Genomic DNA, 23207 nt, shown 5'->3' on the forward strand with positions numbered 1-23207 from the left:
GCCGACCTGGGATTCGTCGGCCTCGACGACAGCGGCCCCGACGCCGACCCGGCAGTGATCACCGGCCACAAGGCCGCCCGCAACCGGCCCCTGACACGAGGCCAGAAGCTGTCCAACACGGCACTGGCGGCCGTCCGGGCACCCGTCGAGCACGGCTTCGCCCGCCTCAAGAACTGGCGCGTCCTCGGCAAGGTACGCACCGACCCCGCCTGGGCGACCGCCCTGGTCCGGGCCCTGCTGGTCCTCACGAACCGCGAAGTCGCCCGATGACCAACGATCTTCACCAAAGTCATCCGCCCACGACCAGCACGAGCACCCCGAACCCCACGCACACCAGCCCCGTGACCAGCAACTTCAGCTTGCACACCTCTCAATCGTGCGCGCAGCTACAGCCTCAAGCACCTGGCGGAGAGCGCCATGGGTCACTACGTCACTAACGGCGAGCTCATCGGGGCCGCCATCAACGCCGGGTACCCGTACCGACGGGAAGGCGGCGGGTCGCCTAACGCGCTGTTCGGAATGAGTTCGCGCAGCATCACCGCGTTGCAGCAGCGGCTTGGGCGCCGATGCCCCACGCCTCCGGGTGACGCCGCATAGGAACCCTGCCCAGGACCGATTCATGCCCTGTGATCGCGCGGGCTCTGAGGCCGTGCCAGTCCCTCCCGGAACAAGCTGTCACGGGGGTGCTGCTCGACGACCTGTGGGAGCACGGGATCAGCGGCCTTGCCGCGTATGGCCACGTCGTCGAGCGAGGCAATGACATCGAGAACCGAGCGCGGCTCGAACTGCCCCGCCACCCGCTTCGCCTTGCTACGCACATTGTTCGGCGTAGGGCCGGCGTCGAGGACCGAGTGGTGCCACAGCCGGCTGTGGTGGGCGCACCGGTTACGCAGGTAGACCAACGACCTCACACGGTAGGCGAACCCTGCCTTCGCGACCCCGACGCTGGTCGCCATGGAGTCGGCCAGTGAGAGGTGTGCAAGCTGAAGTTGCTGGTCACGGGGCTGGTGTGCGTGGGCATCGGGATGCCCGTGCTGGTCGCTGGCAGGTGACTTTGGTGAAGATCGTCGGTCATCGGGCGACTTCGCGGTTCGTGAGGACCAGCAAGGCCCGGACCAGGGCGGTCGCCCAGGCGGGGTCGGTGCGTACCTTGCTGAGGACGCGCCAGTTCTTGAGAGACGCGAACGCGTGCTCGCACACCGCGCGGACGGACGCGATCAGCTGGTTGACCTGCTTCTTCGCCGGGGTTAGCGGCTTGGTGGGGTGATGGCCGCCGGGCCGTTCGCTGCGTGGAGGGGCGGTGAAACGACGGTCGAGCTGTCATCCGTCTGCGGCGACGGGCAGCCGGAGTACGAAACTGGCCCCGCCCTCCTCCGCCGTGCCGGCGGTGAGGGTGCCGCCGTGGCGCAGTGCCACGTCACGGGCGATGGCCAGGCCGAGCCCGGCACCGCCGTCGTCGCGGCTGCGGGCGTCGTCGAGGCGTACGAAGCGGTTGAAGATCCGCTCGCGCTCTGCCTCCGGTACGCCGTCGCCGTCGTCGGCCACCTCCAGCACGGCCCGGTCGCCGTCCTGGCGGACCGATACCCGTATCGTGGTGGCGGCATGCCGCTGGGCGTTGTCCAGCAGGTTGCCGAGGACCCGTGCCAACTGCCCTCGTGCCCCGGCAACTTTGAGGTCGGCCAGTTCTGTGACCCGCACCGGATGCCGGTCCCCCACGCGCTGGGTCAGTTCCTCGCGGACGAAGGTCGGCAGTGCCACTGGGGTGTCGCCCGGCTGCTCCCCCGCGTCCAGCCGGGCGAGCAGCAGCAGATCGTCCGCGAGCCCCTGCAGCCGTACGGTGTCCTGCGCAGCACCGTCCACGTCCAGCAGCTGCGGGTGGGCGAGGCCCACCTCCAGCTGGGTGCGCAGTGACGCGATGGGGCTGCGCAGTTCGTGCGAGGCGTCGGCCACGAAGCGGCGCTGCCGCTCCACCGCGGCCTCCAGAGCGGAGAGCGTTTCGTTGATCGTACGGGCGAGCCGGGCCACCTCGTCGCGGCCGGCCGGTTCCGGCACCCGGCGGGACAGATCGGTGCTCGCGGTGATCTCCGCCATCCCCTGCCGGATCCCCTCCACCGGCCGCAGCGTGCGGCGCGTCACCAGGACGGCGACCCCGGCGACCACGGCGAGCACAGCGGGCAGCCCGGTGAGCATGGCGCGGCCGGCCCGGGAGACGGCCTGCTCCTTTTCGGCCAGGGAGGCACCCGCGTAGACGGTGACCGGGACGCCGTCCGAGGTCACGCTCCGCACCGCGACCAGGCTGAAGTCCTCCTTGTCGGCGGCCTCTTCGCCCTCTGTCACCTCGCCACCCCGGTCGACGGGCAGCGTGATGGTGCCCACCTCGGCGGCGTGCTCGCCCTCGCCCAGGTCGAGGGACGGGGGTTCGTCCCCCATCATCTCGACCTCAGCGACCACCGGTTGATCACGCAGCACCTTTGACGCCCCCAGCACCTCGCCCTTGTCGTCCACCACCTGTATGGGGACATGAGCCCGTTCGGGCGCGTCGTCGTTCAGCCCGTCGATGCCGCCGACTTCCTTGGCGGCCACGCCCGTGACCTGTGCCGCCACCTCGCGTGCCGTCGCCTCGGCCTGCTGCCTGGCGTCGGCGGCGAGCCCGGCGCTCAGCCCCGCGATGACCCCCACACCGGCAGCGACCAGGGCCACCGCCACCACGGCCGTGGCGCCCAGGGCCGTGCGCGTCCGTCCCCACGCCCTACGCACCCACATCGACCAGCCGGTACCCGGCACCGCGCACGGTGCTGATCCATCCCGCGCCCAGCTTGCGGCGCAGGGCACTCACATGGACCTCGACGAGGTTGACGTCCCCGTCATAGGCGTGATCCCAGGCGGACTCCAGGATCTCCGCCTTGGACACGACCTCCCCCGCGCGCACCGCGAGCTGCTCCAGGACCGCGAACTCCTTGGCGGTCAGGGCAACCTCCCGCTGTCCCACGGTGACCTGCCGCCTGCCCGGGTCCACCGCCAACGCGCCGAGCCGGAGCACGAGGGCCGATCCCCGCGTCCGCCGACGCAGCAGCGCCCGTACCCGGGCCAGGAGCACCACGTAGGAGAACGGCTTGGTCAGATAGTCGTCGGCGCCGGTATCGAGCCCTTCGGCCTCGTCGTACTCACCGTCCTTGGCGGTGAGCATCAGCACCGGTGTGTCGTTGCCGGCCGACCGCAGTGCCGAGCACACCCGGTAGCCGTTCATCCCCGGCAGCATGAGGTCGAGGACGATCAGGTCGTACGCCCCTTCCTGCGCACGGTGCAGTCCCTCCCGGCCGTCGTGCACCACATCGACGGCGAACCCCTCCGCCGTCAGGCCCTTGGCCAGCGACACGGCCAGACGCCGCTCGTCCTCCACGATCAGCAAGCGCATGCCCCAAGAGTGCCAAACCGCACCTGAAGCGATCTTCAGGTGACTTCAGCGTGGCTTCAGCAGCGTCGTGCGACGGTCTTCCCTGTCAACAGCCGCTCAACAGAAGCGGCTCACATCGACAACCCTTCAGGAGCAACCATGAAGCGCAAGCTGGCGATCGCCGCTGCCATTGCCGCCGCCACGCTGGCCGTGGGCGGTACCGCCTACGCCACTTCGCAGGACTCCGGCACGCCCGCCACCATGGTCGACAGCGAGCAGAAGCTCGGAAACGGCCAGGAGGCCGACGTCGACGTCGTCGAGGGCGACGAGGCGTCCACCACGACCACCACCATGGTCGACAGCGAGAAGGAGCTCGGGAACGGCCAGGAGGCCGACATCGAGTACGAAACCCCCGCCACCATGGTCGACAGCGAGGACGAGCTCGGGAACGGCCAGGAGGCCGACATCGAGTACGAAACCCCCGCCGCGGGCTGAGGTCGTCCAGGGCGACACCCACCACCAGGACGACTGACATCGTCCCGACGCCGGACGGGCTCATTCTCGGCCCGTCCGGCTCGGCGACGGATGGCCGCCGCTCGGCCTGCGCGTGAAGTCACGCAACGCCAGGTCCACGAATCCTCATTGGGCGCGTTTCAGCCTGAAGTTGCTGGTCGTGAGGCTGGTGTGATGGCTCTTCCTGGTGCTCGTGCTGGTCGTGGGGGGATGTCCGGGCTGTAGATCATCTGTCAGCGGGCGACCTCGAGGTTGGTGAGGACGAGGAGGGCCCGCAGGAGAGCAGTGGCGTGCCGGGCGTGAAGACGGAGCTTGGTCAGGATGCGCCAGTTCTTCAGGTGGGCGAAGGCGTGCTCGCAAGCGGTGCGTTCGGCCGACCAACTTGTTGATCAGCTTCTTCGCGCGGTCGCCCACCTCGGATCCGTGCTTGTCATCGTGCCGGTCGGCTGCACACGCATGGCATGAGAGGCACAGCAAACTGGCGGACCGCGACGTCGTCGCGCTCCGACGCCCCGGTGGGCGCATCACTCCGTGACCCCCACGCCCGCATCTCGCCCGCCGACTCGGCCGGGCTGTCGCCTACCTGCCGGGAGTCGCGACCTTCTCTGCGGTAGCTGTCGACGCCCATGCGGCTGACTGGACCGACCTTGCTCGACTGCTCGGTCGAGGGGAGTTCGCCGACATGTTCAGCTGCCCAGCGACACCCCCGTCGGACTGGACCCCGTCTTCGTTCTCATAAGAAGCGCGGCGGGTCAGCGACATGCTGATGCCATCGTCGCAAGACGGCAAGAGCATCGCCGTTCTCCTATCGGCACGGGACGAGGAGCTTTGCCAATAAGAAGGTTTGACGGCGACTCGGGCCTCCCTTGCCCATCGATGTCCTGTGCACTCTCTTCCCGGGGCAGGACGGGATGCTGAAGATGAGCGTTCCGTTCGCGCCTGGGGTCAAGAGTCGAACTGCAGCCCCTATCTGTCGCTGGGCCACGTCGACGCATCCACGCGCAACGCCTTCGTCACCAGCATGACGACCTCCCTCTACCGGTTCCTGTCGGCCTCTCCCCGCACCTGAAACGCCACGAACGGTGGGTGGGTCCGCCGACAGGTCACCGAGGAGAGCAGCCGATCGTCCGGGAAGTGATCCGGTCAGGACAGGGGGAGCAGTTCGAAGCGGTCGAACGTCATCCAGTGGCTGCTGGACGAGGCGTTCTTCCCGACGACCTTGAACTGCAAGGTGTGCCGGCCGGCGGTGAGCTTGAGGTGACCGAAGGTGGTTCGGTAGTACTCCGCGGCGGTGCCGTACTCGTCCTGTGGCGAGCCGAATGCCTTGCCGTCGACGTAGAGCTGGAAGAAGCCGCGGTTCGTCAGCTTCTTGAGATGGGCGCTGAGCTCATAGCGCGCCGTGGCAGGCACGTTGACCGTGTAGGTCACGGACTGGCCGACCGCGGTGGACTCCAGGGCGCTGGCCTGGCCGGAACTGGCTTCCGCCTCGGCGAAGTTGCGGCGCACGACGCCCGGGGTCGAGGTGACGGGCAGCGACTCGGCCTCGTAGACCGTCTTGGGGCTGCCGGCCACGACCGGGCTGACGTCGAAGCGCAGCGAGGCGCTGGCCGGGAGCGCCGGCAGGGTCACCTTTGCCGTGTTGCCGGTCACCGTGTAGTCGCCCTCCAGGACCTTGACCGGGTTGGTCAGCTCCGCGACATCGTCGAAGCGGGTGGCTCGGAGCCGGATTTTGCCGTTGCGCTGCAGGGTGGTGGGGATGTTGCGCAGGTCGAGGGTGACCGTGTGCGAGGTGGTGGTCTGGTTGCCGATCAGGCCGGTGGAGCGGCGCTGGGTGGTGTCTACGGCGGTGAAGGCGTCCACGGTGGTGGCGGAGGAGGACGTGGTGCGTATGAGCCGTCCGGTCATGTCCTTGTAGGTGTTGTAGTTCCACCACACCCCGCGCGGCAGGTTCGCGCTCCGGGTCGTGGCGTTGCCCAGGGTCGCTACGAAGTCGGGGTTGTCTCCGACCCATTCCCAGGCGGAGTAGAGCCCGTCGGTCAGTCCGTTGGGCACGCTGCGTTCGAACTGGGCGAGGTAGCGGACGTTGACGCCCGCGTCCCATGCGTCCGCCTTGCCGTATCCGGTGCCCTGGTACTCGGTGATCGCGATGGGCATCGGGGTGATGCCGTTGTCGATCATCCACTGCTTGATCTGGGCGGTGTGGCCGGGGATGTCGGGTGCGCCCGCGGTGAGCTCGTGCCAGGAGAGCACCTGGGGCAGGCAGCCGTTCTGCTTGCAGTAGGTGAGGAACTGGGTGAGCCGCGCGAAGCTGTAACTGGACAGTTCGGGAGCCTGCACCTTGAGCGCGGAGTCACGGGCCTTGAGGGTGTCGTAGGCGACGTTGTGCGCGTCGAGGTAGCTGGTGAAGGGCCGCGAGGTGGAGTTCCACTGCAGGTCCGGTTCGTTCCAGGTGATCCAGGAGTAGACCTTGTAGCCGCCCGCCTGGGCTTCGTCGTAGACACCGTTGACGATGCGCCGCCAGCGGTCCTGGTCGCCGCCGTCCCCCGGCCGGTAGCTGTAGTCGGGGTTGGTGGGGTCGCCGGAGTAGTAATAGACGCCGACCTGCAGCCGCGCCCCCGTGTCCTTGACACGCTTGTAGGTGGGGCGGTCGAACAGGCTGGGCAGGTTCTGGTGGTGGTCCGCACCGCGGATCGCCCGGACCTTGACGCCGTCGACGAGGTACTGGGCGGGCGAGTTGGCGTCGATCCCGTGCAGGTACCCGCTGGCGACCTGGTGGGACGGCCCGACGTCGGCGCCGTAGTCCACCGTCACCGTGATGGAGTCCGCCTGCGCGGGTGTCACCCCGATCAGTGTGCTCATGAGCGCCGCTGTCGCGGCCACGGTGAGCACTTTGCGGATTCTCATCGTTGAGATCTCCCTTCGGTTGTCTCGCATGGGGGTGCCGGCCCGCCCTTCGTCACCACGACGGAGGGTGGGAGTTTCGGGGGTCAGGCCGTCCGGTAGGTGTCCATGCGCCCGCACATACCTCAGGCGCGGTCGTCCGGCGCGGGTGCGTCCACTGCCGTGACCTGTGCGTCCCGCAGGTGCCCGGCAGCGGCGAAGGAAATCGCTTTCCGGACCGTAGGGCCGACTCCGGATGCGCGTCAATGCACACGTCAACGCTGTCCCCTACGCGGTCGGAACTCGCCCATCCGTCCCTCCGCGACCCGACCGGAGCGGGTCACCCGCGAGCCCTACAGTCGGTGAACAGGTCAAACGCCGCACTGCCGCCTGCCACAACAGGACAGAGGATCATCGGCGCGACGCGGACCGGGGTTCTCGATCACGTATCGTCCAGTTGCGTGCAGTAGTGCAGTCGGTCGCCCGACACTCGAGGAGGCACCACGATGTCCGACGTGGCCAGATCCCCTGTCACGTTGCGTGACGTCGCGGCTGCGGCAGGCGTCTCGGTCACGACCGCGTCCCGCGTCCTGGGCGGCAGTACCCACGCGGTCTCGTCCGCGACCGGCGAGCGTGTGCACACGGCCGCCGCGGACCTGCGCTACACGCTCAACGCATCCGCGCGGGCGATGCGACGGATCAGCGAGGCGGTCGCGCTCATCGCGGACGACCTGACCACACCGTCCATGGCCATGGTGGTCGCCGCGATGGAGAGGCAGGCCCGGAAGGCGGGCGCATTCGTACCCGTGCCCTCGACCCGCGCGACCCCGGACAGGCAACTGCGGACCGTCCGACTGCTGCGCGGCCTGCGTCCGAAGGCACTGGTTCTCACATCCGGACGACTGCGGGGCAACCGACTCGAAGAGCAACTGCTCAGGGAGTTGCGGGCATACGAGCGCGAGGGTGGCCGGGTCGTCATCGTCGGCGCCGCGGAGGAGGAGTTCGACTCGATCGACCTTGACAATCACGGCGCCGGGTACTGCGTGGGCAACTACATCGCGCAGTCCGGTCATTGCAACGTGGTGATCCTCGGGTCCGAACAGGGCACGGCGAACTTCTCGGCGCGTGTCTCCGGCTTCGTCGACGGGCTGACCAGCATGGGGGTCCCCGCTTCGGCCATCCGTACGGTGAGCTGCACGGGCGACCGCCGGGGCGGCTTCGAGGCGGCACGCGGACTGGCAGACCAGGGGACAGCGGCGATCGACGCCGTGCTCGCCGTGAACGACGCGGTCGCCATCGGCGCGATGTCGGCATTCCGCGCCGCCGGGGTCAGGGTGCCCCACGACGTGTCGGTGACGGGGATCGACGACATCCAGCTCGCGGTCGACGTGACCCCCCAGTTGACCACGGTCGCGCTGCCGCTGACCGACATGGGGGCGACCGCCATCCGGATGGCGTTGGCCGACCGCCAGGAACCGACGACCCTGATGGTCCAGGGTCACCTGGTCGTCCGTGACAGCACCATGCCGAAGAGCACGCGAGCGCCGTGCCCTTGACCGCGCGCCGCCTCGCCCACACATTTTGGAAAGCGATTGCCATGCTCAACGTCGACAGTTACTGACGGTGAACGCGCACGATGTCCGCACTGGACAGCAGGTCCGAGTCCGGGGCAACGCCACGCCGTACGCGGGTCACCGAGCCGGAACCCGTCTCGGTGACCCTGCAGGACGTTGCCACGGAAGCGCGGGTCTCCCTCGCCACGGCGTCCCGAGCCCTCAACGGCGGCAGCCGCGGCGTCCGGTCGGAAAACCGCGACCGCGTGCTCGCCGCCGCAGCCAGGCTCGGCTACGTACCCAACGCCTCGGCGCAGGCCACCGCCAAGGGATCGACCCAGACCGTGGCGCTGGTGGTCAGTGACGTGGCCGATCCTTACTACTCCGCCATCGCCGCCGGGATCACCGACGCGGCGGAGGCGAACGGGCTCGTCGTCACCATGACCGTCGCCGACCGTTCCCCCCGCCGCGAACTGGAACTCGTCAGAGGACTGCGGGGTCACCGTCCGCAGATCATCGTCATCGCCGGCAGCCGGATCGACGACGGCACGACCGAGCGGGAGCTCATCGACGAACTCGCGCAGTACCGGGCCACCGGAGGCCGCACGGCGCTGATCAGCCAGCCGGGCCTGCCCTTCCCCACCGTCACCGTCGACGACGCGCGTGGAGCCGAATCGCTGGCCCGGACCATGGCGGAGGCAGGCTATCGGCGGTACGCGATCATCTGCGGCCCCGACCGCATCAGGACCTCGCTCGACCGGTGCAGGGGGTTCACCGCCGGGCTGCGCGCATCCGGCATCGAGGCCGAAGACCAAGTGTTCATACAGACTCAATTCACCCGCAGCGGGGGCTACGACGCGGCTTGCGAACTGGTCGAACGCGGCCTGGACGGCATCGAGTTGATCTTCGCGGTCAGCGACACGATGGCGATCGGCGTGATGACCGCGCTGCGCGACGCCGGCCTGGAGCCCGGCCGTGACGTCGCGGTGGCCGGTTTCGACGACATCAGCTCGGCGATCGACGGTCGTACCCGCGCTGACCACCGTCGCGGTGCCACTCACAGAAGCCGGGATCGAAGCGGTGCGGCTCGCGCTGTCCGACGACGAGAACCGCACGGTGCGCATCCCGACGACCGTGCACGTCCGGGAGAGCACGCCGCGCACCGACGTCCAGCCCTGCGCCGACCGGACCGTCCACGTAGGTAGCCCCGCACTGGTCAGGCGTCGGTGTACAGAGGGCCGGCGTTGAAGTCGCCGCTGGTGTGCGCCGGGTAGCCGGGGTGGCTTCGACGTCACCACCACACCAACCACAGCGGTGGCGGTTCGGTTGCGCACGCCCCCACCTGGTTGCGAGGGGGGCGTCGTACCTGTTGGCGGGCCTCTTACTGGGCCTTGTAGCCGCCGTCGACGTTGAGGATGGTTCCGGTGACGAAGGATGCCTGCGGGGAGGCGAGCCAGGTGATGGCGTCGGCGACCTCGACCGGGCGGCCCATGCGGTTGACCGGCTGGAGGGCGGCGATGGTGGCTTCGTCCCAGGTGCCGGCCTCGATGGCGGTGCTGAGGATGTCGGTCTTGATCGCGGCGGGGGCGACGGCGTTGATGCGGATGCTGTCGGTGGCGTACTCCAGTGCGGCGGACTTGGTCAGGCCGACCACGGCGTGCTTGGTGGCGGAGTAGTTGGCCGCGTAGCGGATGCCGCCCAGGCCGGCGATCGAGGCCAGGTTGATGATGGAGCCGCCGGGGTTGTCTTGGGCCAGCATCTGCTGGATCTGGTACTTCATACCCCAGAAGACGCCGAGCACGTTCGTGGTGAGCATCTGCTGGAAGCGGCTGGTGGGCTCGTCGGCCAGGCGGCCGGTGTCAAGGGAGACGCCGGCGTTGTTGACGGCGACGTCGAGCCGGCCGAAGCGCTCGACGGTGGCCGCGATCAGCGCGATGACGGACTCCTCGGAGTCGACGTCGGCGGCGATGAAGGCGGCTTCGCCGCCGTTGTCGCGGATCTCGCGGGCGACGGCCTCTCCGGCCGCCTCGCGGCGGCCGGACACGACGACCGCATGGCCGGCGCGGGCCAGGGCCAGGCTGGTCTCCTTGCCGATGCCGGTGGTGGCTCCGGTGACCAGGGCGACGCTGGAAACGCTCATGACGGTGGGCCTCTTTCGCATACAGGTGGGTGCGGCCGGCGACCTCCATAGAAGACCGCCGGTCTCTTGCGCCTCCAAGGTAAGAGACCGGCGGTTCGATGTCAAAAGACCGGCAGTCTGTAAGATGGGTGCATGGCGATTTTCCAGCGAGCGCGCAGTGAGGAACAGCGTGAGATCCGGCGGCGGGCGATCCTCGACACCGCGGCCGCGATGCTCGACGAGATGTCTGTGGGCTCGGTCAGCCTGAACGAGCTGAGCAGACGCGTGGGACTGGCGAAGTCCAACGTGCTGCGCTACTTCGAGTCGCGCGAGGCGGTCCTGCTGGAACTCCTGGACCACCACTGGCGGCAGTGGACGACCCAGCTCCCCGAGCAGCTGGACGCCGCGATCGCCCCGGACGCTCCGGTGCTCGAGCGCGGTCAGGCATTCGCCGCCGTCCTGACCCGCTCCCTCGCGCAGAACCGTGTGCTGTGCGACCTGCTCAGCGCCCAGGCCGGCGTCCTGGAGCACAACGTCTCCGCCGACGTGGCCGCCCGCTACAAGCGATCCGCCATCGAAAACGTCGCCGCCCTGGCCGCACTGGCCCGTCGGCACCTGCCCGAACTGGGCGATCGTGCCGACTGGTTGTGCGGCCAAGCGGTCATGGCCATCGGCGCGGTGTGGACCCACGCCCGCCCCTCCCCGTCCATGCTCGCCGCGTACGAGGCGGACCCCTCGCTCGCCGCCCTGCGCATGGACTTCACCGCCACGCTGGAGGAGATGCTGGCCACCCTCATCGCCGGCACCCTGACACGGGCGGAGGGGTGACCATGCGCGTGGCCGTCTTAGGAGCGTCCAGCATGGTGGGGCGCGGCGTACTCGACGCCTGCCTCCACGACCCACGGGTGGACGACATCCTGGTCGTCGGGCGCACGCCGCTGACCTGCGCCATCCGAAGGTCCGTTGATCCGGGGCAGCACCCCGCCGGCAAGGGCAGCGACGTGCTGGTCTGCGACCGGACCCGACCCACCGTGCCCAACACCTTCCAGATCGTGGACAAGGCCCTCTACCAGGGCGGCAAGTTCCTCTCGCTGAACGCCGCGTGCTACAGCAACGACCACGCCAGGTTCCGCACCAGCACCGGCCTCATGCTCTCCGACACGACCCGATCAGATCGCAGGCTTCCACTGCCGCTCCGGCGACGAGGTCGACGAGGTCGACGAGATCGGCTTCGTGTACACCCAACGCTGACCGATCCGGCGCTGCCCCAGCACAGGTGGCAGAACGACCAGTCCGACCGGCCGTTCCATTCCAACTTCCGTACCAAGAGCCAGTGTTCAGCACCTCACGAGAGCCGTCGAAGATCACCAATCGCATCGTTCTCGGGCTGCTGCTCGGCGCTTGTCGGGATTGGGTGCCAGTCGGTAGACGGGGGTCGCTGGGCAGCACCTCGCAGGTGAAGTACGCCACGAAGTCCGGACGCCGGCCATGGCGGTCGTCACGCCGAGGCCAGCGCCTCCGTCGGCGGAAGCCTGGCTGCCCGGATCGCCGGGTATAGCCCCGCCAGCGCGCCGATCAGCAGGGTCGCCCCGATGCCGCCGGCCATCGCCCAGGCCGGGACCACGGCGGGCCAGTCCTGGGACGCGGCGTACGCGGCTGTCACGCCGACGCCCAGCAGGACGCCTCCGACCCCGCCGATCGCGGACAGCAGTTGGGACTCCGCCAGGAACTGGGTCCGGACCTGCCCGCGCGTCGCACCCAGCGAGCGGCGCAGGCCGATCTCCGCGCGCCGCTCCAGTACGGAGATGACCATGGTGTTGGCCACCCCGACCCCGCCGACCAGCAGCGCCACCGCGCCGAGCCCCAGCAGCAGCGCGCCCAGCGTCTCGTCGGCGGCCTCCTTGGCGGCGAGCGCGTCGGACGGGCGGGAGACCTCGACCTCGTTGGGTGCCTGCGGGTTGGCCGTCGCGGCCAGTACGGACTGGACGTCGGAGACCGCGGACTCGGCGGAGCGGGTGTAGACGGTCGTCGGGTAGCCGTCGAAGCCCAGCTCGGACTCGGCCGCCGGCCAGCCGATCAGCGCGGCGGAGTCCAGTTCGGGGGCGAGCGGGACCTTGTGCAGGATGCCCACCACGGTGAACCACCGCTCGCCCAGCCAGACCCGTATGTCGTCACCGGCCCGGTGCACGCCCAGCCTCTCGGCGGCCTCGTTGCCCAGAACCACCGCGGGATACCGGGCGGTGGCGGCGTTCAGCCAAGTGCCGTCCGCGATCTCGGCGCCGGTCGTCTTCGGCAGGTCGAGCCGGGCCGCGGCGACCGAGATGCCGCCGGACTCGGCCGCCGGGACCCGGTCGTTGCGGTACACGTGGGTGTCGGCCAGTTTGCCGGTGGCCGTGACCGTCTGCACGGGGCCGATCCGGCGGACCATGTCCGTCGCCTCGCGGGGCAGGTGAGTGGCCTCGCCGGTGAAGGACTGGCCGGGGGAGACGGTGAGCAGGTTGGTGCCCAGCGCCTCCAGCCGCCGGTTCAGGTTCTCCTTGCTGGAGGTGGAGATGCCCACCACGGAGACCATCGCCGCGATGCCGATGGCGATGCCCAGCGCCGAGAGGAACACCCGCAGCGGCCGGGAACGCAGCCCGCTGCCGCCGGTGCGCAGTACGTCCCCCGGACCCATCCGGGCGGCCTTGGGGCGGGGCGGCGGCGCGGGCGGTGCCGTCGTGCTCACAGGGGTGCCTCCGTACGTACGCCGTCCCGGCTGTCCTGGTCATCCCGGTTGTCCTGGCTGTCGTGGACGATCAGCCCGTCCTTGAGGTGTACGGCCCGGGGCAGCGCGGCCGCGATGTCCCGGTCGTGGGTGATGATCACGACCGTGGTGCCCGAGGCGTTCAGCTCCCGCAGCAGCTCCATCACGATCTCGCCGGAGACCGAGTCCAGCGCGCCGGTCGGCTCGTCGGCCAGCAGCAGCGGGGGATCGCCGAGCACCGCGCGGGCGATGGCGACCCGTTGCTTCTCGCCGCCGGAGAGCTGGTGCGGCCGGTGCTCCAGCCGGTGACCGAGGCCCACCCGGCGCAGTGCGCGCTCCGCGAGCCGTCGGCGCTCGGCGCCCGGGCGGCCCGAGTAGAGGAGTCCGTCGGCGACGTTGTCGAGCACCGGGACGCCGGACGCGAGATGGAACTGCTGGAAGACGAACCCCACAGCATGCGCCCGCAGCGCGGACAGCTCACGGTCGGTCAGCCCGGACACGTTGTGTCCGGCGATCCGGAGCAGCCCGGCGGAGGGGCGTTGCAGGGTGCCGATGATGTTCAGCAGCGTCGACTTGCCGGACCCGGACGGGCCGACGACGGCCAGCAGTTCGCCGCGCCGCACGGTCAGGTCGGCGTCGCGCAGCGCGGTGACGTCCCCGTATGTACGGCTGACGCCCCGCAACTCGATGACGGCGTCGCTCACTTGGGCACTCCCACGGTCAGCCCCGGCTTGAGGCCGTCGCCGCTGATCTCGACCTTGCCGTCGGCGAACATGCCCAGCTTGACGCGCAGATACGAGGTCGTGCCGTTCTTCTGCACGACCTCCACGCCGTAGCCGCCCTCGAGCAGCGCGACGAGCGCGTTGACCGGCACGGCCAGCACGTCCTTGCGCTCCTCGGCCTTCAGCACGACACCGACGGGCGCGGACTGGTACGAGCCGAGCTGCTTGGTGTCCGCCACGGTCAGCTCGACCGGGATGGTCGCCTCGTCGGAGCCACCGCCCCAACCGCTCCCACCGCCCTCGCCGTCGTCCGCGGGGGCGGTCGCCGCGGTGCCGACGCGGGTGACCTCGGCCTCGGCCGTGGAGTCGTCCGGCAGGGTGACGGTCGCCGCCGTGCCCTTCTTGACCAGCCCTTCATGAGCCACCTTCAGGTCCACCGAGATGACCCGCTTGGTGCCGGTGTACGTCAGCACTTCGCCGCTTGCCGCCCTGCCGGGGGCGGTCTTCAGCTCGTCGACGCGGATGGCTCCGGACGCGACGGCCGCCTCGCCGGGGGCGAGCCGGCCGGTCTTCGGCAGACCGAGGTCGGACTGCCACTTCCTGAGTGCCTGCGCGGTGAGGTCGGTGAACTTCTCGTCGACGGTGAAGCCGCCGTAACCGAGCTCGGCGAGGTTCCGCTCCAGTTGCTCGACGTCCTTGCCCTCGCTGCCGCTGCCCAGGGTGCGATACAGCGGGACGGAGCCGTAGAGCAGCGGGACGGGCCGCTCGTCCACGCGGTACACAGGCTTGCCCCGCTTGACGGTGTCCCCAGCCTTGGGCAGCCAGGTGACGGTGCCCGTACCCCTGGCTCCCTCACCGCCCCCTTCGCCGGCTCCGCCTCCGTCGGTACCCGAGCCGCCGGGCGCCTCCAGGGTCGTCGGAGTGCCGTGGCCGAGTGTGCCCCTGACCCTCTCGCTGCGAGTGAAAGTGGTCTTCTCCACCTTCGCGGTGGCGGGCGGCCCGGTCGGCGCGGCCTCGGCGGCTGCGTCGCCCTGGCCGCCCCAGCCGGCCGCCGCCGCCCCGGCGACGGCAGCCGCGGCGATCCCGGTCGCCGCGATCACCGTGACACGCAGGACCCGCCGGCTGCGCGGGCCGGCCGGGGCGCCGCCCGTCTCGGGCCCGTCGTGCTGGTCGGTCACTGCTCGTCCCCCGCCTTGCCGCCGCCGAACACTTCGCCGTCACACTTCATCGAGGCCTCCCACATGCTCGCCTCTGCGCTGGCCTCCTGCGAGGGGAAGGCGCCCCCGCTGTCCGGGTCGGGCACGTCGAAGCCCGCGTCGCGCATGCACTTGGTCCACTTCCGCAAGTGCTCCTTCTGCTTCTCGCTCAACTCGGCGCCCGCTTCAGAACCCGTCTGCATGTACTCGCGGCAGGCCTCCATGGCCTTGCTCATGGCCTCCTGGTCGAGGCCGTCCCCACCGAACTCGAGCGCGCTGCCGTCCGGGTCGGGATCCTTCATGTCGACGCCGTTCTTGCGCATACACGCGGCAAACGCCCGCGGGTCGTCCTTGTCCCCCTTCGCCTTCTCCTTGTCGCTGCCCTCGGCGGCGTTCTTGCTCTGGTTGACGGAGGCCACCTGGTCGCCGCCGCCGCTGCCGCCGCAGGCCGCGGTGAGCAGCCCGAGGGAGAGCAGCACGGCGGGCAGTGCCAGCCCGGCGCGGGTCCGGCTCGGAAGTCGTATCGAAGTCATGGCCGCGATCGTGCAGGGCTCTGCTGGGAGGACCCTCCACGGCAGATCAATGTTCGCTGGGAACGGCCTTCGATACGCGGCAGCAGGTGAAGATCTTTCCGCCGCGACGGTGAGCGACTCGGACGGCGAGAATCCGGCGGCATGACCGAAGGCCGGCCGCTACCACGTACGGCTCACCCGCCGCCGGGCGGCCGGCACGGCAGCAGTACCCGGAAGGCCGCCCCCGCGCCCACCCCCGTACGCAGCTCGATCCGTCCGCCGTGCGCCGCCACCAGCGCCGCCGCGATGGACAGTCCGAGCCCGGCCCCAGCACTGCCGACACCCGCCTCGTGGGTTCGGGCCGCGTCCGCCCGGTACAGCCGCTCGAACACGCGGGGTGCATGCTCCGCCGCGATCCCCGGCCCCGTGTCGTTGACCTCCAGCACAGCCACCGGCTGGGCGGCGCCCAGCTCGCACCCCACACTCGCCACCGGCGCCCCGCCGTCCAGCGCGGCCGGGGCGGACACCCCGACCCGTACCGTCACGGTCGCCTCGGTCGGCGTGTGGCGTACCGCGTTCGCCAGCAGGTTGTCCGCCACCTGGCGCAGCCGCAGCGGGTCACTCTCCACGGTCACCGGCTCCAGCCCGCCCGTGTCGTCCAGCCCGGCCAGCCGGATCAGCCGCTCCGGAGTCCGGCCGTGCGCGTCCCGCACCACGTCGACGGCCAGCTCCCGCAACTCCACGGGGCGCCGCTCCAAGGGCCGCTGCTCGTCGAGCCGGGCCAGCAGCAACAGGTCCTCCACCAGCACCCCCATCCGTTCCCCCTCGGCCTCGATCCGGGCCAGCGCCTCCACCTGGTCACCGCCGAGCCGGGACAGCTCGGCGAAGCCGCGTATCGAGGTCAACGGGGTCCGCAGCTCGTGCGACGCGTCCGCGAGGAACTGCCGCAGCTTGCACTCGGACGCCCGCCGGGCGGTGACTTCCGACTCGATGCGCCCCAGCATGGCGTTCATCGCCTGCCCGAGCCGTCCGGCCTCGGTGTGCGGCTCGGTGTCGGGCACCCGCCGGGACAGATCCCCGGCCGCGATCTGCTGCGCGGTGGCCTCCATCCGGGTCAGCGGACGCAGCCCGAGCCGCACGACGAGCGCGGCCAGCGCGGTCAGCAGCGACAGCACCACGCCCATGACGGCGGCATCGATCAGCAGCAGCCGGTTCACGGTCGCGCCGACCTGCCCGAGCGAGACCGCTTGGACCGAAATCGTGGGGCCCGCGCTCTTCGCACGCACCCGCCAGTCGTCCCCGCCCCCCACGTCCTGGACGGTGAACGGCTCGCCGCTGAGCGCCCACTGCCGCAGTACGGCCGGCTCGGGCAGCTTCGGCCCCGCCGCCCCGTCATCCGCGTAGACGGACACCCGGTTGCCGTCGTCCGCGTAGAAGTAGATCCGCGTGTCCGTGCCGAACCACGACTCCAGCAGCTCCCGCACCGCCGGGTCGTTCAGCACTATCTGGTCTCGGCCCTCCGGCGGCTGTGTCCGCCCACCGACCACCTCACTGCCGGGCTGGGCCAACTGCTCGTCCACCTGGCTCATCAGATACGAGCGCAGCATGACCAGCCCCACCGCGTTGGCCGCCAGCAGCGCGAGCGCCGTCAGCCCAGCAGCGGCGACGACGAGCCGGGACCGCAGCGTCCAGTGCCGCCACTGCCGTATCACGTCTCGCCCCGTGGCAGCCGCAGCACATAGCCGACGCCGCGCAGGGTGTGGATCAGCGGCGAGCCGGCCGCGTCGACCTTCTTGCGCAGGTAGTAGACGTAGGACTCCACGATCCGCGAGTCGCCGCCGAAGTCGTACCCCCAGACCCGGTCCAGGATCTGCGCCTTGCTCAGCACCCGCTCGGAGTTCTCCAGAAGATAGGCGAGCAGCCGGAACTCCGTAGGCGACACCTCGATCACCCGGCCGTCCCTGCGCACCTCGTGGGCACCTAGATCCAGACTCAGCCCGCCGTAACACAGCGGCTGAACCGCCTCCCCGTCCTTTGGCCCCATCCTCGTACGGCGCAGTATCGCCCGCACCCGCAGCACGACCTCCTCCAGGCTGAACGGCTTGGTCACATAGTCGTCCGCGCCCACCGTCAGCCCCTGGACCCGGTCCTGGACGGTGTCCTTGGCGGTCAGGAACAGCACCGGGGTCTCACACCCGTCCCGCCGCAGCGTCCGGGCCACCTCAAAACCATCCAGGTCGGGCAACATGACGTCGAGCAGCACAAGATCAAAACCCGACCCGCCCAACCCGACGGCATTGAGCGCCTCCACACCACCCCCGGCACAGGTCACGTCAAACCCGACCAGACGCAGCGTCTGGGCGAGCAGATCACGGATGTTCGGCTCATCGTCGACGACGAGCAGGTGCGCGGCTGGAGTGGTCACCCGCCCACCCCTACCGCACCAACCTCAAAGAACCCTGAGAACGCTCCATTACCGGTTACTTCATTCCTGTGGTGGCGATTCCCGGGAGTGTCATGAATTGGGTGGGAACTTCACCAGAAGGGACACTTGATGACGATCCAGAAGACTCACTCGAGGAAGACCGGGATCAGCGTGACCACGGACATCGCGAACAGCGATGGTGTACCTGGAGCAGGCGGCTGTCAGTCCGTGCCGGCCGGGATGCGGAGGATCGCCTCGTAGCCGCCCTCGGCGGTGGCGCCGGATTCGAAGGTGCCGCCGAGGAGTTCGGCGCGTTCCCTGAGGCCGATCAGGCCCTGCTGGGCGCTGGGAAGAGGCAGCGAGGGACGGGTGGGGGGTGTGTTCGTGACGGTCACGCCGAAGGCGGCGCCGTCGTCGGCGTGCCACAGGCGGACGGTCGCGGTGGCGCCGGGTGCGTGCTTGCGGACGTTGGTGAGGGCTTCCTGGACGGTGCGGTAGACGGCGCGTTGCGCGGTGGTGCTGATGCCGGGGGGCAGTTCACCGGTCAGTTCGGCGTCGATGCCGCTGGTCGTGACGAGCCTGTGGAGGTCGGCGAGGGTGGGCTGAGGGGTGAGCTCGCTGGCCCGGCCGCCGGAAGCCCGCAGCAGGGTGACCATGTGGCGCAGTTCGTCGAGGGTGTCGACGCTGAGGGAGCGGATGGTGCACGCGCTCTCCTTGACGTCCGGGTCCCTGGCGGCGACTTGGAGGGCGCCCGCCTGTATGGCGATCAGGCTGACCTGGTGGGAGACGACGTCGTGCATCTCGCGGGCGAGCTGGGCGCGTTCGCGGGTGAGGACGGCCTGGGCGTGCAGCATGCGTTCGTGCTCGCGGGCTTCCTCGATCTCGACGAGGCGGCGGGCCAGGTCCCGGCGGGCCTGGACGAGTTGGCCCAGCAGCACGGGGACGGCGATGGCGGCGAGCGCGTAGAAGAAGTTGATCAGGGTCCAGGTGCTGTCGTTCGAGGTGAGGTCATTCAGCAGCCAGGAGGCCTCTGAGGCGAGGGCGGACATGATCACGCACGCGACGAGCAGGCGGCGGTCGCGGGAGCGTGCGGCCAGTGTGTACAGGGCGGCGAACGGGGCGACCACGATGGCCTGCATGATGGCGGGCAAGGTGAGCAGGAACACCGGGAGCGGGAAGCGCCGCCGTACGACGAGCGCGGCGCAGGCCAGCGCGGCCATGGCCTGCGCGGCACCGCTCGCGTACCCGAGGCTGAACAGGACGTCCACGACGGCGACCGCGACGACCACGGCGTCGATGACCGGATCGGGGAGCCGCGCCCACCATGCCCGGGGCACGGTCATCGCCCGGACTCCGAGCGCCGCTGCCCTTCGTCGAGCAGTCCCGCCCGCTGCGCGAGCAGCGCCGCCTGCACCCTGCTGCCGACCCGCAGCTTGGTCAGGATCGCGCTGACATGGTCCTTGACGGTGCCCGCGCTGAGGTGGATCCGGGCGCCGATGTCGGCGTTGGACAGTCCTTCCGCGATCAGCACGAGCACCTCGCACTCGCGCTCGGTGAGCAGGCCGACGCGGGTGACGTCCTCGTCGTCGACGGCCGCGCCGGGGTGGCTCCGCCAGACGGCACGGGACGCCTTCGGCGACATCACGACCCCGCCCGCGGCCAAGGTACCTACGAGTTGGGCGAGTTGCTCGGGCTCGGTGTCCTTGAGCAGGAATCCGGCCGCGCCCGAGCGCAGCGCGGTGAGGATGTACTCGTCGGCGTCGAAGGTCGTCAGCATCGCCACCACGGGCGGCTCCGGAAGGGCGCGCAGCTGCCGCAGCACGGTCAGACCGTCCACGTCCGGCATCCGGATGTCCAGAAGCACGACGTCCGGGCGCTCCTGCCGTACGGTGTCGACGGCCTCCGCGCCGACTGCGGTCGCGACGACCTCGATGTCGTCGGCCGCGTTGAGGATGAACCGCAGACCGGACCGCACGAGGGCCTCGTCGTCCACCACCACTACCCGTATCACGTGCGCTCCGCCTTGTCCTTGTGGTGCGTGCGTCTCAGGCCGCACGCCGATGCTGATCGTCACCGTCTGGACGGTAGAACGGGAACCGCCCGGTGAGGCGGGCCGCCGGGACACTCCCGTCACCCGGGGGGTGGGTTCCCGCCGTACGGGGGAGTCGTGTCGCGGCACCGCCGAACGTGCTGTCCGGCGGGTGTGTGCGGGGCCGTACTGGGCGGCTCGACGGCCGCCGCGCTCACATCGTACGGCGAGACGGCACGCGCCGACCGGCCGTACGGCGCCCAGTGGCTGCTGATCACCGCCGTCGCTCGGCCCTCGCACACGGGTACTCGCACACCATCGCCCGGTGCGGCGACGGTTCCGTCCGGGCGCGGGCGTCATGGTCGCCGACGGGCTCGTCTACGAGCAAGCGACACCGCCAGTCGGCCCCTGCCCGGCGGGGCCATACCCGCCGGGTGGGGGGCCTCCCCCGCCACCCGGCAGTGGCCCGACCCGCCGGGTGGCGGGGTGGGACCGGACAGTCGCCGGATACTGTGGCCCGGGGCTGTTCGCCAGCCTCAGGGCATGACCCAGAACGCAGACGAAACGGCGCTCGCGTCGTCGGCCGGTGCCCCGCCCGGGACCGTGGAGCACAACCCGCCCGAGGCTCCCGGGACCGGACGAGTCCCGGTCGGCCGCCTGATCGGCGTGGACCTGGCCCGGGGGCTCGCGGTCTTCGGGATGTACGCGGCCCACGTCGGCCCCGATCCGATGTTCGAGGGCGGTGTCACCGGGTTCCTCATGGAGCTGTCGCACGGCCGTTCCTCTGCGCTCTTCGCCCTGCTGGCGGGTTTCTCGCTCGTGCTGATCACCGGCCGTACCCCGAAGACGGGGCGGGCGGGCCGTCAGGCGGTCGCCAAGGTGGTGATCCGGGCTCTCGTCCTACTGGTCCTGGGCACCGCGATGACCATGTGGTTGAACACGCCGGTCATGGTGATCCTCGCCTTCTACGGCGTGTACTTCCTGCTCGTCCTGCCGCTGTACCGGCTCAGTGCCGGCCCGCTGGCGATCATCGCCGCGGTAGGTGCCCTGGTCCTGCCGCAGCTCCTGTACCTCATTCGAAAGGCGCTCCCCGAGGACGGCTTCGACGGCGTCTGGGGCTGGCCCACGGACGCCACCAGCATCGTTTCGCTCCTCTTCACGGGCGGCTTCCCGGCCCTGACCTGGCTCCCCTTCGTCATCGCCGGTATGGCGGTGGCCCGCCTGGACCTCGCCGCCACCGCCGTCCGGATACACCTGGGGATCACCGGTGCCGGCCTGGCCGTGCTCGGCTATGGCGGCTCCTGGCTGGCCCTGCACCTGGTCCCCGGCGCCCTGTCGACTCTGAACGCCCGTTTCCAGGGTGCGCCTGACTTGGACGTGCCCGGCTCAGGGGTCGAGTCAGGATCCGGACGGGGCGAAACCGCCCCCTCGGACCTTTCCGACGGCGGCATCCCGGCAAAGGAACTGGCCGAAGGCGACTGGGGCGAGGGCGGCTCGGCCGCGTCCGCCTGGTGGTCCGACACCTGGGGCTACCCCAACCACGGCACCCCGGCCGAACTCCTGGTCGCCTCGCCGCACAGCGAGACCACTCTGTCGATCGTAGCCAACACCGGGGTGGCGATCGCCGTTCTGGTCGGCTGCCTCGTCGCCGTCGACACCTTCCCGCGCTTGCGCCGTCTCGCCCGTCCGGTGATCGCGGTCGGCACGATGTCCCTGACCGCCTACGTCCTCCAGTTCCCCGGCATCCACTTCGTCGGCACCGGACACAGCAGCATCGACGTGCTGCTCGGCTTCATCGCGGCCGCGGCCGTGTTCGCCACCCTCTGGTCGCGCTACTTCCGCCGCGGCCCGCTGGAGTGGCTGCTCGGCAAGGCCACCAAGCCCGCCGAACTGGTCGGAGCCCGCCGGGAGCCGGAGCGAAACCGAGTGAGTGAGGCGGACGGGTCCGCCGGAGGCACGGAAGAGAAGAGTAAAAAATGACCATCCGCGTGGTCGTCGTGGACGACCAGGACATGGTGCGCTCGGGATTCGCCGCGCTGTTGTCCGCACAGAGCGACATCGACGTCGTCGGGGAGGCACCCAACGGCAGGCTCGGCGTGGAGGTAAGCCACAGCACGCGTGCCGACGTGGTGCTCATGGACGTACGCATGCCGGAGATGGACGGCCTGGAAGCCACCCGGCGGCTGCTCGACCCACCGCCCGGCGTGCTGCACCGCCCGAAGGTGCTCATGCTGACCACCTTCGACATCGACGACTACGTCCATGAGGCGCTGCGCGCCGGAGCCAGCGGCTTCCTCCTCAAGGACGCCCCGGTCGCCGAACTCCTCCGGGCGATCCGGGTGATCGCCGCGGGCGGCGCACTGCTCGCCCCGTCCGTCACCCGCCGCCTCATCGAGGACGTCATCCGCCGCCGCTCCACGTGGGAACAGGACGCCCGGCGGCTGCAGCTGGGCAGCCTCACGCCACGGGAGACGGAGGTCCTGACTCTGGTCGCGCAGGGCCGGTCGAACACGGAGATCGCCGAGCAACTCTTCGTCTCCGCGCACACCGTCAAAACCCATATGAACCGGCTCCTCGCCAAACTCGACGCCCGTGACCGGGCCCAACTCGCCGTCTTCGCCTACGAGTCGGGCATCGTCACTCCCGGGACACCCGCCTGACCGCCGACCGGTACGGAGCCTCACCACGCACCGTGCCGTTGCCGGGCGTGGGCCCCGTTCGGCACCTGGGTACGACGTGACATCCCGTACCGCGCTCGTACCTTCACCACGCCCCGACCACACGACGGTTCACACGGAGCACCCATGCACCATCCTCCCGGGCACCAGCGGATCGACTTCCACCACATCAGCGGCCTCTACGGCACCTACGCCGAGGACCTCGCCCGGGTCCGCGAGCAGCAGCGCAGACTGCTCGTCCACCCGACCTCGGTGAGAGCACACCTCGACGACATCGAGGCCGAGATCACCTACCTGCTGCTGCGGGAGACCCGCCCCGAGACGTGGTGGAGATTGGCACCTTCCGCGGCTGGTCCACCACCTGGATCCTGCACGCCCTGCGCGTCCTCACCTGTTCCTGTCCCGACCGGGCCGGACTGGTCCAGGCCAGCCGCGCCGACTCT

The 23207-nt window shown here is 70.2% G+C and carries 22 protein-coding genes and 1 pseudogene; 8 read left to right on the forward strand and 15 right to left on the reverse strand.

Going from position 1 to position 23207, the window contains the following annotated elements; genetic code table 11:
- A partial coding sequence (locus ACWD3C_RS41745; RefSeq protein ID WP_451152813.1) for a transposase family protein occupies nt 1-270 on the forward strand: 270 nt, incomplete at its 5' end.
- 347 nt (nt 271-617) lie between these two features.
- Here the strand turns inward: ACWD3C_RS41745 and ACWD3C_RS41750 are convergent.
- From ACWD3C_RS41750 to ACWD3C_RS41765, 4 genes and pseudogenes are all read right to left on the reverse strand, one after another.
- Nucleotides 618-956 (reverse strand): hypothetical protein, encoded by a 339-nt coding sequence (locus ACWD3C_RS41750; RefSeq protein WP_451152815.1) that lies wholly within the window; start codon nt 954-956, stop codon nt 618-620.
- Between the two features lie 115 nt (nt 957-1071).
- A pseudogene (locus ACWD3C_RS41755) lies at nt 1072-1302 on the reverse strand (transposase family protein); the annotation flags it as partial.
- Between the two features lie 18 nt (nt 1303-1320).
- On the reverse strand, nt 1321-2757 hold the full coding sequence (locus ACWD3C_RS41760; protein ID WP_451152872.1) for a sensor histidine kinase: 1437 nt from the start codon (nt 2755-2757) through the stop codon (nt 1321-1323).
- On the reverse strand, nt 2750-3415 hold the full coding sequence (locus tag ACWD3C_RS41765; protein ID WP_451152817.1) for a response regulator transcription factor: 666 nt from the start codon (nt 3413-3415) through the stop codon (nt 2750-2752). Before ACWD3C_RS41765 ends, ACWD3C_RS41760 begins: the two co-directional genes overlap by 8 nt.
- Before the next feature lie 138 nt (nt 3416-3553).
- Here ACWD3C_RS41765 and ACWD3C_RS41770 point away from each other — a divergent pair, with 138 nt between their 5' ends.
- Nucleotides 3554-3889: a hypothetical protein gene (locus ACWD3C_RS41770; protein WP_451152819.1), complete on the forward strand. Its 336-nt coding sequence runs from the start codon at nt 3554-3556 to the stop codon at nt 3887-3889.
- A 1161-nt stretch (nt 3890-5050) separates the two neighbouring features.
- Here the strand turns inward: ACWD3C_RS41770 and ACWD3C_RS41775 are convergent.
- On the reverse strand, nt 5051-6811 hold the full coding sequence (locus tag ACWD3C_RS41775) for a hypothetical protein (RefSeq protein ID WP_451152821.1): 1761 nt from the start codon (nt 6809-6811) through the stop codon (nt 5051-5053).
- A 491-nt stretch (nt 6812-7302) separates the two neighbouring features.
- Here ACWD3C_RS41775 and ACWD3C_RS41780 point away from each other — a divergent pair, with 491 nt between their 5' ends.
- The gene (locus ACWD3C_RS41780; RefSeq protein ID WP_451152823.1) at nt 7303-8343 is read left to right on the forward strand and encodes a LacI family DNA-binding transcriptional regulator; all 1041 of its coding nucleotides are present in this window, start codon (nt 7303-7305) and stop codon (nt 8341-8343) included.
- 80 nt (nt 8344-8423) lie between these two features.
- The gene (locus tag ACWD3C_RS41785) at nt 8424-9545 is read left to right on the forward strand and encodes a LacI family DNA-binding transcriptional regulator (protein ID WP_451152825.1); all 1122 of its coding nucleotides are present in this window, start codon (nt 8424-8426) and stop codon (nt 9543-9545) included.
- Nucleotides 9546-9721: 176 nt separating this feature from the next.
- On the opposite strand, the gene ACWD3C_RS41790 is transcribed toward ACWD3C_RS41785, so the two are convergent.
- Entirely contained in the window at nt 9722-10480 is a 759-nt protein-coding gene (locus ACWD3C_RS41790; protein ID WP_451152827.1) for a glucose 1-dehydrogenase, read from the reverse strand.
- A gap of 132 nt (nt 10481-10612) precedes the next feature.
- Between ACWD3C_RS41790 and ACWD3C_RS41795 the strand changes: the two genes are divergently transcribed.
- The gene (locus ACWD3C_RS41795; RefSeq protein ID WP_451152829.1) at nt 10613-11287 is read left to right on the forward strand and encodes a TetR family transcriptional regulator; all 675 of its coding nucleotides are present in this window, start codon (nt 10613-10615) and stop codon (nt 11285-11287) included.
- A gap of 77 nt (nt 11288-11364) precedes the next feature.
- Complete coding sequence (locus tag ACWD3C_RS41800; protein ID WP_451152831.1) at nt 11365-11919, forward strand: hypothetical protein; 555 nt, start codon at nt 11365-11367, stop codon at nt 11917-11919.
- A 38-nt stretch (nt 11920-11957) separates the two neighbouring features.
- On the opposite strand, the gene ACWD3C_RS41805 is transcribed toward ACWD3C_RS41800, so the two are convergent.
- The 8 genes from ACWD3C_RS41805 to ACWD3C_RS41840 all read right to left on the reverse strand — a co-directional run bounded on the left by ACWD3C_RS41805 (nt 11958) and on the right by ACWD3C_RS41840 (nt 20068).
- Entirely contained in the window at nt 11958-13133 is a 1176-nt protein-coding gene (locus ACWD3C_RS41805) for an ABC transporter permease (RefSeq protein WP_451152874.1), read from the reverse strand.
- 47 nt (nt 13134-13180) lie between these two features.
- On the reverse strand, nt 13181-13906 hold the full coding sequence (locus ACWD3C_RS41810; RefSeq protein ID WP_451152833.1) for an ABC transporter ATP-binding protein: 726 nt from the start codon (nt 13904-13906) through the stop codon (nt 13181-13183).
- A complete protein-coding gene (locus ACWD3C_RS41815; RefSeq protein ID WP_451152835.1) occupies nt 13903-15102 on the reverse strand; it encodes a peptidoglycan-binding protein in 1200 nt (399 codons plus the stop codon). Before ACWD3C_RS41815 ends, ACWD3C_RS41810 begins: the two co-directional genes overlap by 4 nt.
- Nucleotides 15099-15653 (reverse strand): hypothetical protein, encoded by a 555-nt coding sequence (locus tag ACWD3C_RS41820; RefSeq protein WP_451152837.1) that lies wholly within the window; start codon nt 15651-15653, stop codon nt 15099-15101. Before ACWD3C_RS41820 ends, ACWD3C_RS41815 begins: the two co-directional genes overlap by 4 nt.
- Before the next feature lie 173 nt (nt 15654-15826).
- Complete coding sequence (locus tag ACWD3C_RS41825; RefSeq protein ID WP_451152839.1) at nt 15827-17344, reverse strand: sensor histidine kinase; 1518 nt, start codon at nt 17342-17344, stop codon at nt 15827-15829.
- Complete coding sequence (locus ACWD3C_RS41830) at nt 17341-18057, reverse strand: response regulator transcription factor (protein ID WP_451152841.1); 717 nt, start codon at nt 18055-18057, stop codon at nt 17341-17343. The genes ACWD3C_RS41825 and ACWD3C_RS41830 overlap by 4 nt, the downstream gene beginning before the upstream one ends.
- Before the next feature lie 221 nt (nt 18058-18278).
- Nucleotides 18279-19400 (reverse strand): sensor histidine kinase, encoded by a 1122-nt coding sequence (locus ACWD3C_RS41835; protein ID WP_451152843.1) that lies wholly within the window; start codon nt 19398-19400, stop codon nt 18279-18281.
- Nucleotides 19397-20068 carry a response regulator gene (locus tag ACWD3C_RS41840; RefSeq protein ID WP_451152845.1) on the reverse strand — a complete coding sequence of 224 codons (672 nt, stop codon included), beginning with the start codon at nt 20066-20068 and terminating at the stop codon, nt 19397-19399. The genes ACWD3C_RS41835 and ACWD3C_RS41840 overlap by 4 nt, the downstream gene beginning before the upstream one ends.
- A gap of 561 nt (nt 20069-20629) precedes the next feature.
- Here ACWD3C_RS41840 and ACWD3C_RS41845 point away from each other — a divergent pair.
- Both ACWD3C_RS41845 and ACWD3C_RS41850 read left to right on the forward strand, forming a co-directional pair.
- Nucleotides 20630-22066: a DUF418 domain-containing protein gene (locus tag ACWD3C_RS41845; protein WP_451152847.1), complete on the forward strand. Its 1437-nt coding sequence runs from the start codon at nt 20630-20632 to the stop codon at nt 22064-22066.
- Entirely contained in the window at nt 22063-22746 is a 684-nt protein-coding gene (locus ACWD3C_RS41850) for a response regulator (RefSeq protein ID WP_451152849.1), read from the forward strand. Before ACWD3C_RS41845 ends, ACWD3C_RS41850 begins: the two co-directional genes overlap by 4 nt.
- 129 nt (nt 22747-22875) lie before the next feature.
- Here ACWD3C_RS41850 and ACWD3C_RS41855 read toward each other — a convergent pair whose 3' ends face one another.
- Nucleotides 22876-23007: a hypothetical protein gene (locus ACWD3C_RS41855; RefSeq protein WP_451152851.1), complete on the reverse strand. Its 132-nt coding sequence runs from the start codon at nt 23005-23007 to the stop codon at nt 22876-22878.
- Between the last annotated feature and the right edge of the window lie 200 nt (nt 23008-23207).

Source organism: Streptomyces sp. NPDC002845, assembly GCF_053591955.1.

What these genes read in the sequence shown, in the direction of transcription:
- ACWD3C_RS41750 (WP_451152815.1), bottom strand. Translation starts at nt 956, where the DNA reads ATGGCGACCAGCGTCGGGGTCGCGAAGGCAGGGTTCGCCTACCGTGTG.
- ACWD3C_RS41775 (WP_451152821.1), bottom strand. Translation starts at nt 6,811, where the DNA reads ATGAGAATCCGCAAAGTGCTCACCGTGGCCGCGACAGCGGCGCTCATG.
- ACWD3C_RS41795 (WP_451152829.1), top strand. Translation starts at nt 10,613, where the DNA reads ATGGCGATTTTCCAGCGAGCGCGCAGTGAGGAACAGCGTGAGATCCGG.
- ACWD3C_RS41785 (WP_451152825.1), top strand. Translation starts at nt 8,424, where the DNA reads ATGTCCGCACTGGACAGCAGGTCCGAGTCCGGGGCAACGCCACGCCGT.
- ACWD3C_RS41845 (WP_451152847.1), top strand. Translation starts at nt 20,630, where the DNA reads ATGACCCAGAACGCAGACGAAACGGCGCTCGCGTCGTCGGCCGGTGCC.
- ACWD3C_RS41835 (WP_451152843.1), bottom strand. Translation starts at nt 19,400, where the DNA reads ATGACCGTGCCCCGGGCATGGTGGGCGCGGCTCCCCGATCCGGTCATC.
- ACWD3C_RS41770 (WP_451152819.1), top strand. Translation starts at nt 3,554, where the DNA reads ATGAAGCGCAAGCTGGCGATCGCCGCTGCCATTGCCGCCGCCACGCTG.
- ACWD3C_RS41790 (WP_451152827.1), bottom strand. Translation starts at nt 10,480, where the DNA reads ATGAGCGTTTCCAGCGTCGCCCTGGTCACCGGAGCCACCACCGGCATC.
- ACWD3C_RS41850 (WP_451152849.1), top strand. Translation starts at nt 22,063, where the DNA reads ATGACCATCCGCGTGGTCGTCGTGGACGACCAGGACATGGTGCGCTCG.
- ACWD3C_RS41820 (WP_451152837.1), bottom strand. Translation starts at nt 15,653, where the DNA reads ATGACTTCGATACGACTTCCGAGCCGGACCCGCGCCGGGCTGGCACTG.
- ACWD3C_RS41805 (WP_451152874.1), bottom strand. Translation starts at nt 13,133, where the DNA reads ATGGGTCCGGGGGACGTACTGCGCACCGGCGGCAGCGGGCTGCGTTCC.
- ACWD3C_RS41765 (WP_451152817.1), bottom strand. Translation starts at nt 3,415, where the DNA reads ATGCGCTTGCTGATCGTGGAGGACGAGCGGCGTCTGGCCGTGTCGCTG.